Source organism: Deltaproteobacteria bacterium GWA2_45_12 (assembly GCA_001797365.1).
In the GTDB taxonomy this organism is placed as follows: Bacteria; UBA10199; UBA10199; order UBA10199; family UBA10199; genus UBA10199.
Genome location: MGPH01000002.1, coordinates 1 through 9,791, shown reverse-complemented (window position 1 = coordinate 9,791; position 9,791 = coordinate 1). Strand labels below are relative to the sequence as shown.

General features: G+C 45.6%; 8 protein-coding genes. 6 read left to right on the top strand and 2 right to left on the bottom strand.

The genetic code is table 11. The annotated features are described in order from the left end of the window. Positions 1 to 339 precede the first annotated feature (339 nt). Positions 340 to 1,485: a hypothetical protein gene (locus A2048_10405; GenBank protein OGP11129.1), complete on the bottom strand. Its 1,146-nt coding sequence runs from the start codon at positions 1,483 to 1,485 to the stop codon at positions 340 to 342. Continuing rightward, the gene (locus A2048_10400) at positions 1,472 to 3,007 is read right to left on the bottom strand and encodes a hypothetical protein (protein ID OGP11131.1); all 1,536 of its coding nucleotides are present in this window, start codon (positions 3,005 to 3,007) and stop codon (positions 1,472 to 1,474) included. Before A2048_10400 ends, A2048_10405 begins: the two co-directional genes overlap by 14 nt. Before the next feature lie 442 nt (positions 3,008 to 3,449). On the opposite strand from A2048_10400, the gene A2048_10395 reads away from it, so the two are divergent. From A2048_10395 to A2048_10370, 6 genes are all read left to right on the top strand, one after another. After that, positions 3,450 to 5,417 (top strand): protein meaA, encoded by a 1,968-nt coding sequence (locus A2048_10395; protein OGP11128.1) that lies wholly within the window; start codon positions 3,450 to 3,452, stop codon positions 5,415 to 5,417. A 63-nt stretch (positions 5,418 to 5,480) separates the two neighbouring features. Beyond that, positions 5,481 to 6,569: a hypothetical protein gene (locus tag A2048_10390; protein OGP11127.1), complete on the top strand. Its 1,089-nt coding sequence runs from the start codon at positions 5,481 to 5,483 to the stop codon at positions 6,567 to 6,569. Continuing rightward, on the top strand, positions 6,566 to 7,165 hold the full coding sequence (locus A2048_10385; protein OGP11126.1) for a LemA family protein: 600 nt from the start codon (positions 6,566 to 6,568) through the stop codon (positions 7,163 to 7,165). The genes A2048_10390 and A2048_10385 overlap by 4 nt, the downstream gene beginning before the upstream one ends. Before the next feature lie 85 nt (positions 7,166 to 7,250). Continuing rightward, entirely contained in the window at positions 7,251 to 8,063 is an 813-nt protein-coding gene (locus A2048_10380; protein ID OGP11125.1) for a hypothetical protein, read from the top strand. 25 nt (positions 8,064 to 8,088) lie between these two features. Continuing rightward, positions 8,089 to 8,514: a hypothetical protein gene (locus tag A2048_10375; GenBank protein OGP11130.1), complete on the top strand. Its 426-nt coding sequence runs from the start codon at positions 8,089 to 8,091 to the stop codon at positions 8,512 to 8,514. A gap of 105 nt (positions 8,515 to 8,619) precedes the next feature. After that, positions 8,620 to 9,705 carry a hypothetical protein gene (locus A2048_10370; GenBank protein ID OGP11124.1) on the top strand — a complete coding sequence of 362 codons (1,086 nt, stop codon included), beginning with the start codon at positions 8,620 to 8,622 and terminating at the stop codon, positions 9,703 to 9,705. The last annotated feature ends 86 nt before the right edge of the window (positions 9,706 to 9,791 follow it).

The following is a 9,791-nucleotide window of genomic DNA, read 5'->3' as shown; positions in this document are numbered from 1 at the left end:
TTACAGAACAATGAGTTCACGAAAAAATCAGAGTCTGGAAAAAATCATGAGTAAGAAAATGATTATTCCGACAGGCTCCTAGTGCCAAACAAATTAAAATAATAAAGGTAACTGGTCAGCACTTCTCAAAATCGAACGAAATTGGACATGGTGAGCCCCGTCGAACCATGATTCTTGATATAAATGAGCAAATATTGTCCAAGAATGACCCTTCGATCACCGCGTAGCGGGACCCCGTATGCGGGGCAAGCTCAGGGTGTCCTCCATTTTTTTGTATTTTTTAGAAAGTACTGACCAGTTACGAATAAAGATTAATTTGTCGAAGGACTAGAATTTCTCCTACAAAAACATCTCTTCATAACTTCCATCACACGCCTTGCCAAAAATGATTTTTAAGGATTGTGTTTTAGGAAACAAGAGCACCGAAGCCAAGGTACTGGCTGTGCCTGGGTGATGCCGGCAAATGGTTCCAAAATCTCCCGTTCCGCCGTCATGGTCGGACATGAAAGCGTGGATATCTTCCTCACTATATTTTTTAGTCACATCAAAAATCCCCTGAAACCGGCGCTCGCGACAAATATTATGGTGATGAATTTTATATCCCTTGTAAATCCCCTTCCCTTCGGCTTCTAACGGGATTTCAAAACTTGTCATCGGTTCTAACTGATACTTGTTAAAAGTGTGCAACATCCCTTCCTGGACATGTCTGACTTGCTTCTGCTTTCCCGACATTTCAACAACAGCCCGGTTTCCTGCACCATCTAACAGAGTGATAAACGAGCCATTGGGCACGGGCGTTTTTAAAATGAAATCGACGGCTTCAGAAACATGGTCACAAAAATGCAAAACCTGTTGCACTAAAAGAGTCACGGGAAGAGCGGGACCTTTATGAACATCAGTGGCATAGGCATGGTTTAAGCTGACACAGAGCCCTTTTTGATTCACACCCGCAATCGCTCCCAGCATGGGCGGATAGGTCACATTTAAAGAAGCGTATCCATCCTTGGGAAGACTTTTTCTCACGCAAACATATTTTCCAAAACATTCCGGAAAATCGTGATTGTAAGCCAGAAGCGGCTCTCCCCTTTGAGTTTGGGACGCAGAAAAAGCAAGCGAACTACAACCCAATGAATAAGGCAATTGCGACGAAAGCGCTTCAAAAGCTAAAAAACCATAAATCCGTTCAATACTTTGCCCAAAACCACGGCTTAACGCTTCCAATTGCGCCACTAAATTATGGCCATGAAAGTTTTCAAGCACGGGCCGATGGGCTTGCAGAAATTTTTTTCCTTCAAAACCCAGGAGCCAAACAAACAGGGGAAGAGGAATCAGCTTGTGAATCCAGGACGCTACGACGGGCATTTCCTTTAAGTCGGCCAGCATCGGAAAAAACAAATCCCTAAAACGCTCTCCCTGAGATTGGGCCATCTCTTCAAAACTGCCAGTGACTTCAAAAAGTTTTTTTTCCATTTTATTGGGGCCCATCAACAAACGGGGAGAAGGCCCCTGTCGCCAGAAGTGCTTCCACATAGGCAATGTCACCGGTTAATGATCTGTCTTCTGTGGAATAAGGAACGCCCTCGCGAATAAGATGGTGTATACCTGCCAATGGGGCGGTTGTGGCCATTTCTAAATAATCAAGCGCTTGAGCTCCTGACAAAAATTGCAAGGCCAACATACCTTGAACTAAATCAGCTTGATAGGAAGCCCTTCTAGCAGCAATGGGCCCCATGCTCACATCATCTTCCTGCCCGCCGGCCGTGGGTAAGGAAAGAACACTTGCAGGGGAAGAATGAGCCATGGCCTCAGCCGCCAGGCTTGCTGCGGCCACATCAATCATCATGAACCCGCTCTGGGTTCCACTTTCTCCATCGGTTACAAGAAACGTAGGAAGTCCGGACTTGGGCGATGTTAAAATATAAGCTATTTGGGCATGGCTTAAACGGACCATTCTAGCCAAGCCCAAGGCCATCCCATCTGCGGCCATGGCAACCGGTTGCCCGTGAAAATTACCACCACTGATTACCTCAACAGAACCATCGGAGTTTACAAAAACCAAAGGATTATCCGTCACGCCATTGGCTTCGCTCCCCAAGTCATCAGCAAATCGTATTAAATTTTGCCGAATAGCTCCGCTGACCTGAGGGGCACAACGTAGATCATAGGGATCTTGCACTCTGCCAGCACGGGGATGGTTTTGTGCCAGTTGACTTCGTTGACCATCTTTAAGCAGGAATCTTCTAATTCTTTGAGCCGCTTCGATTTGCCCCGACTGCCCGCGAATGGCATGGATTCTAGGATCAAAAGGTTCAATCCTACCGCCCGTCACTTCAACCATCAGGGCCGTGGCAGCCTCAGAGGCATTCATCAAATGAAAAGCATGAACCATCGTGAGGGCAGCAATACCCGTCATGAACTGGGTTCCATTAATAAGAGACAACCCTTCCTTGGCCTCGAGCACCAAGGGTTCCAACCCAACACGCCTTAACGCCTCGGCTCCGGACAAAAGCTGTCCGTCATAATAAGCATGCCCTTCACCAATCAGGACCAGGGCTATTTGCGCCAGGGGAACCAAGTCGCCACTGGCCCCCACAGAACCCTGAAGGGAAACATACGGGGTCACCCCGCGATTCAAAAGCTCCACCAAAAGATCAATCACCTCTGGACGAACCCCTGAATACCCTTGGGCTATGGAATTTGCACGGAGTAACATCATGGCCCTTACATAAGGTGGGGCCACGGGTTCGCCCACACCTGCTGCATGGGAACGAATCAAATTAAGCTGCAATTCCTTTAGTCCTTCTGGCGGCACAATGCAGTCGGCAAATTTGCCAAACCCTGTATTAACTCCGTACATGACTTGCCCGGCTGTCGTCGCTGATTCCAGAGCTTGACGTGTTTTTTGCACCGCTTCACGTGCGTTTACGGGTAATCTGACCGGCCGCCTTTCCTGAGCCACCTCCCAGACATTTCTAAGGGTTATAGGATGACCATAGCCTATGGACAAAGGTTCCCCATGTTTACGGGCAAAGTGAATATCAGCCAAGGCATTGGCCGTAAGATCATTGGGATTTGCTAAATCGATGTTTGGTGTTGCGGCAAGACTTAAAAGAGCGTCCCTATGGTTTGGACTTAAACGGCTTCCTGGGCCCGCACTATGGCCACTCACCAATTCTCTCAAAGCACCAGGATTGATTCCCCTTTGGAAACCCAAACCATTCAAAGCACGGCGGGTAACAAGATGATTGACGTGCCCCCTAAAAAAAGGGCTACGACTTCCAGTAACAGGAACATGAACACCAAGTGGTGACGCAAACGGCATAAGAACTCCTTAGCTTAAAAATGAAGATGAATTTATAGGCGCTACCAATCGATAAGAACCCTGTCAAATCCTTTAATGGTTTAACCCAAAACTTGACCCTCCCCCCAAAATTATCTAGGGTGCGCGCATGTCAAACCCTAAAGAACAACCATGGCTTATGCGCACTTATTCGGGGCATTCCAGCGCCAGGGCCAGTAACGAACTTTACCGTACTAATTTGTCACGGGGGCAAACGGGCCTTTCGGTGGCCTTCGATTTACCCACACAAACAGGCTACGACTCAGACAATCCGCTTGCCTTGGCCGAAGTGGGGAAAGTGGGCGTTCCCATTTGTCATATCGATGATATGCGCGCGCTGTTCCATCAAATCCCCTTGGACAAGATGAACACCTCCATGACCATCAACGCCACAGCCGCCTGGCTTCTTTCGCTTTATATTGCCGTGGCCGAAGAACAAGGCGTCTCTCCCAAGCAACTTTCGGGCACCACGCAAAATGATATTTTGAAAGAATATCTTTCACGCGGAACTTTCATTTTCCCCCCGGAACCTTCCATCAGGCTTACAACCGACATGATCACCTACACGGTGAATGAAATCCCCAAGTGGAACCCCATGAACGTGTGCCCCTATCACTTGCAAGAGGCTGGCGCCACACCGGTTCAAGAACTTGCTTTTGGATTGGCCAATGCCATTTGTTTTTTGGATGCAGTAAAAGCATCCGGAAAAGTAAGCGGGGAAGATTTTGAAAAATCCGTCGGCCGCATTTCATTTTTCATGGATTCCTCCATCCGCTTCATTGAAGAAATTTGCAAGATGCGCGCGTTTGTCAAAATGTGGGACAAAATAACAAGCCAGCGTTACAAAGTACAAAATGCCAAATACCGCATGTTTCGCTATGGCGTTCAGGTAAACTCATTGGGGCTCACCGAAAAACAACCCGAAAACAATGTTCAAAGAATCATTCTGGAAATGTTGGGAGTCACCCTTTCTAAAACCGCACGGGCACGCGCCATTCAACTCCCCTGCTGGAACGAGGCCCTGGGGTTGCCGCGCCCATGGGATCAGCAATGGTCGCTACGCATGCAGCAGGTATTATCACTGGAAACGGATCTTTTGGAATATGAGGATATCTTTGAAGGATCTAAAGTGATTGAAGCCAAAACCAACGATCTCATCAACCAAGCCGAAAAAGAATTGGAACAAATATTGGGCATGGGTGGGTCGGTGGCAGCCCTTGATTACATGAAACAGCAATTGGTCACTTCCAATGCAGCACGTATTTGCGCCATTGAAGAGGGCAGCACCAAGGTTGTGGGCATCAATTGCTATCAAGATTCTGCTCCTTCTCCACTCACAGCGGGTGGGGATGCCGGCATTTTAAAACTGGATGAGAAAGCGGTGACCCACCAGATCGAATCCCTTAAAAGTTTCCGCAAAAAACGCGACAACTCTGCTGTTCAAAAGGCTCTAGAAGCCCTAAAAGAAGCCGCAAAAAATAGAACTAATATCATGCCCGTCTCCATTGCATGCGCCAAGGCCGGGGTGACAACAGGTGAGTGGGCCGGGGCCCTTCGCTCTGTTTTTGGGGAATACCGGGCTCCCACCGGTGTAGGGGGGGCTACTACTTCTACAAACAGCCAGGCGCTTGCAAAAGCACGGGCCAAAGTGCAGGAATTTGAAAAAACAACTAAGGAAAAATTGCGCATCCTTGTGGGAAAACCGGGACTGGACGGCCACTCCAACGGAGCCGAGCAAATTGCGCTGCGTGCCCGCGATGTGGGGATGGAAGTCATCTATCAAGGCATTCGTCTAACCCCCGGGCAAATTGTAGAATCTGCTCTGGAGGAAGGCGTGCATGTCATTGGGCTTTCGATCTTGTCCGGATCGCACTTGGCCCTGATCCCCGAATTGATGCGTTTGATGAAGGCAAAGAAAATAAACGACATCCCCGTGGTGGCCGGTGGCATCATTCCAGAAGCCGACAAAAAAGAGCTTCTCAAACAGGGAGTCGCCCGCGTTTATACCCCCAAGGATTTTGATTTGAATTTGATCATGGAAGAGATTGTCGATGTATGCCTACAAAACACAGGTTGACATAATTTTATATTAAATTTACATAAGGTTGACACATTTTTATAAATATGTTTACATAAATAAATGGGTAAATCTGTCAACCAGACCATCCTGGCCTTGTTTCAAAAACATGGCGTTCTAAACACGGCCATATTAACCAAAAAACTTGGCATCAGCCGGCAGGCTGTTCATCGACACCTTGTCAATCTGATGCATGTTGGCAAGATTATCCGGCAAGGCAGCGGCAACAAAAACACCTCTTACATCCTTAATACTCCCAAGACCCTAAAACAGGTCCATACCAGCATGCTTCAATGGCACCAGAAAACTCCTGTATCAGGTCTGGAGGAAGATCGGCTTTTCAAAAAACTGGAAAATCAACCCCTTCTTCTGGCTCCCTTTAACTCCAACTCAAGAAGAAATCTGCATTACGCCTTCACAGAAATGGTCAACAATGCCATCGATCACTCAAAAACCAAATATGTCATTGTAAACGTAGCCATAAGCAAAGAACAATGCCGTCTAGAAGTACGAGACACAGGAATAGGAATTTTTGAAAATATCGCCAAAAAAAAGCACCTTCACAGCGAAATGGAAGCCATTCAGGATTTACTCAAAGGAAAGCAAACCACCTCCCCCTCATATCATTCGGGTGAAGGAATCTTTTTTACTTCCAAGATCGCCAGACGATTTGTCATTGAAAGCCATAAAAAAAGACTCATTATCGACAACCAAGTCCCCGACATATTCATTGAAAACATTCGTTTTAAGCAAGGGACTGAAGTCACCATCTGGCTAGCCCCACATGAAACAAAAAAACTGGAAGACATTTTTAACGAATATACCAACGAGAGCTTTGAGTTCAATAAAACCAAAGTAACCATCAAACTGCATCAGGAAGAAAACTCTTACATTTCCCGCTCGCAAGCCAAAAGAGTCCTTCACTCCCTTGACTCCTTCACTGAAATTACTCTCGACTTTAAAGGGGTCAACACAATCGGACAAGGTTTTGCCGATGAGGTCTTCCGTGTTTTCCAGAATAACCACCCTGAAAAGAAAATTCTGGCCATCAACACAGATGAAAATGTAGAATTCATGATTCGCAGGGCTCAATCAAAGATGCCAAGACAGGAAATCCGTTCTTTAAAAAGTCTTAAAAAGGAGACCTTATGAAAAAAATATTACTTCCCGTCATTATCGTTGGTTCAATCTTAATCCTTCTTATCTTTAGCTTTGTCGGCTCGTACAACAAACTTGTGGGTTTGGAAGAAGGCGTTAAAAGTGCGTGGTCACAGGTTGAAAACGTCTATCAACGCCGGCTTGACCTTATTCCCAATCTTGTTCAAACAGTCAAAGGCTATGCCGCCCATGAGCGCGAAACCCTTGAAGGGGTGGTTCAAGCCCGGGCCAAGGCCACACAAACAACCATTTCCCCTGAAATCATCAACAACCCCGATGCGTTTGCCAAGTTCCAAGAGGCCCAAAGTGGGCTTTCGGGAGCCCTTTCCCGCTTGATGGTGGTCGTTGAAAAATACCCCGATTTAAAAGCCAACGAAAGCTTCTTAAATCTTCAAGCCCAGCTTGAAGGAACAGAAAATCGCATCACCGTGGAACGCATGCGCTACAATGAGACAGCCAAGGAATTTAATACGGTCATTCGGCGCTTCCCCACGGTATTCCTGGCCCGCTTGATGGGCTTTAGTGAAAAAGCTTATTTTAAGGCAGAAGCCGGCGCCCAAGAAGTTCCCAAGGTTGATTTTGGGAGGTAAGGGATGCGAGTGATGGTTCGACATGGCTCACCATGTCCAGCCTTTAAATAATTGGACATGGTGAGCTATGTCGAACCATAGTTTTATGTCACTCCGAATTTTTCTCTTTGTTCTTTTATTCCTCTCGGCAACAACCTCTTCGTTCGCCCTCGACATCCCCCCTTCCCCAACAGGCTATGTCAACGACTATGCCCATCTATTAAACGCCCAAACCAAAAATGATCTGGAAAGCGTCTTGTCGGGTTATGAAAGTCAAACTTCAAACCAGATTGTTGTGGCCGTTTTTGATTCCCTGGAAGGAGAAAGCCTCGAAGATTTTTCTATCAGATTAGCAACGCAATGGAAAGTGGGACAAAAAGACAGAAACAATGGCGTCATTCTGCTTGTCTTTATAAAAGATCGCCAACTGCGCATTGAAGTGGGCTATGGATTGGAAGGAGCTCTTCCCGACACCGTTGCAAGCACCATCATTCGAAATGAAATAATCCCCCATTTCAAGGCTGGCAACTATGAAGCCGGCATCATTGCCGGAATTAGCGCCATCCAAAAAGCCATTGCAGGAGAATTTTCTGCGGAGTCAAGCCCTATCGCCTACAGACATCGATCGACATTCCCTAAAGTGGTGCTTCTTGTTTTGTTTTCACTCTTGCTTGTCGATTTTGTTCGATACAGCTTTTATCTTAAAACCAATACCGCAAATCCTCGCCGTTATTCCTGGGGGGGATGGTTTATGCGCTTTGCCATCCTTCTTTTTGTGTTAAGAATCGTGTTTGAAATTTTCTTTCGCGCCCTTTTGATGCGAGGGGGGCATTATGGCAGCCGCAGTGGCTATTCTTCCGGTGGTTTTGGCGGCGGTGGCGGGAGTTTTGGGGGAGGAGGCGCCAGTGGACGTTGGTAAAAAATTAAAGAGACCGACCAATTCGATTCTCTTTTTATCGAAAACCGAAAAGAATCTAATAAAAGAAGCCATTATCCAGGCAGAGCTTACAACAACGGCTGAAATTCGTGTACACTTCGATTCGCATCAGCCAAACGATGTCATTCTGGCCGCAAAAACGACTTTTGAAAAATTAGGAATGACTAATACAAAAGACCGCAATGGCGCGCTTTTTTTTATATGCACCAAAACCCATCAATTTGCGGTTTTGGGTGACCAAGGCATTTATCAAAAAGTCCCTCAAAATTTCTGGGATGAAATAACCCTACTACTTAGTGAGCATTTTCGGCAAAACGAGTTTGCTGAAGGGCTCATAACCGCCATTAATTTGGTGGGTAAAAAGCTAGCCACTTACTTTATGGCAAGTCATCGTGATATAAATGAATTGCCAGACGAAATTTCGTTCTCTTAATCAGTTTAAATTTGCAGGGCTTTATGGAAGCGAGTACTATTTTACTTCATTTACTTACGTTTAACTCTTATGCCACATAATTCTACAGATTCTTTCCAACAAGAATTGAATTTGATCCGGAAGTTATATGCGGAAAAACTTCCGGAAAAACTGAATTCCATTAAGGAATACTGGAATAAAATCGTTCAACAAACAGCAACCCATGAGGATTTGAATTTTTTTTATCACACTATCCATAAACTTGCGGGATCGGGAACTACATTTGGCATGCCACACATCAGCCGCATATGTCTCAGGCTACAGCAGTTACTCGACCTATCCCAGCAAAAGATCCCGAACAAAGAACTTAATGAAATCGTTAATGATCTTGTGTTTGAATTGGAAGCCCAAATTTCAAAACCTACTATCAAGCAATTGGCGGAATCTGTAAGCGCTTCAACCCGTGGTCAAATCAAGAATTCTGAAATCTTCATTAAAAAAATTCTCATTGTCGATGATGATGCCGCATTAGCAACAAGCATAGCCTTACATCTGACTACATCAGGTTTCCAGACAACTGTCTTAAACCGTTTGGAACATCTAAAAGAAACAATAGTTGAAGTAAATCCGGATGTGCTGATCATTGACCTATGTTTCCCTGAGGGACGCTTCGCCGGAGCTGATGCCTTATCGAAAATAAAACGAGAGCAAAGCCTACCCTTCCCTATTATTTGCATTTCTTCGGATAATTCCCTTCATGCCAGAAGGGCTGCATTTTGTGCTGGTGGGTGTGTCTACCTCTACAAACCTCCAAACATGTTAGAGCTTCTTGAATATATTTATCGACTAACCTCTCCAGAAACGAATTTTTCTTGGAAAATACTCATCATCGACGATGATGAAATAACAACCCAAAAAACTTCCCTGCACTTACAACAAGAAGGCTTCCAGGTAAAAATATTGACAGATCCCTATAAGACACTGGATGTATTGCCCGAATTTAATCCCGACCTACTCATTTTGGATTTGCACATGCCCCAGATTCAAGGGAATGAATTGGCAGGCATCATCCGGCAAACCATGGTCTATGAAGCCTTGCCGATCATTTTCTGGTCTGCGGAGGAAAATTCGGCAAAACAAATGGAGGCTCTGCAAAATGGGGGCGAAGATTTTCTGAGTAAAACAGGCGATCTTTCCGAACTAGTGCTCTGACCATTTAATTATTATCTTTATATAGTTTGTATTTTTGTGTTATCTTTTCCGTGATTAGGAAAGGGGGAAGGATGGCACAAACGAAG

Excerpts from the sequence above, each read along its gene's own strand:
- A2048_10405 (OGP11129.1), bottom strand. The coding sequence starts at position 1,485 with ATGGGCCCCAATAAAATGGAAAAAAAACTTTTTGAAGTCACTGGCAGT.
- A2048_10395 (OGP11128.1), top strand. The coding sequence starts at position 3,450 with ATGTCAAACCCTAAAGAACAACCATGGCTTATGCGCACTTATTCGGGG.
- A2048_10390 (OGP11127.1), top strand. The coding sequence starts at position 5,481 with ATGGGTAAATCTGTCAACCAGACCATCCTGGCCTTGTTTCAAAAACAT.
- A2048_10385 (OGP11126.1), top strand. The coding sequence starts at position 6,566 with ATGAAAAAAATATTACTTCCCGTCATTATCGTTGGTTCAATCTTAATC.
- A2048_10380 (OGP11125.1), top strand. The coding sequence starts at position 7,251 with ATGTCACTCCGAATTTTTCTCTTTGTTCTTTTATTCCTCTCGGCAACA.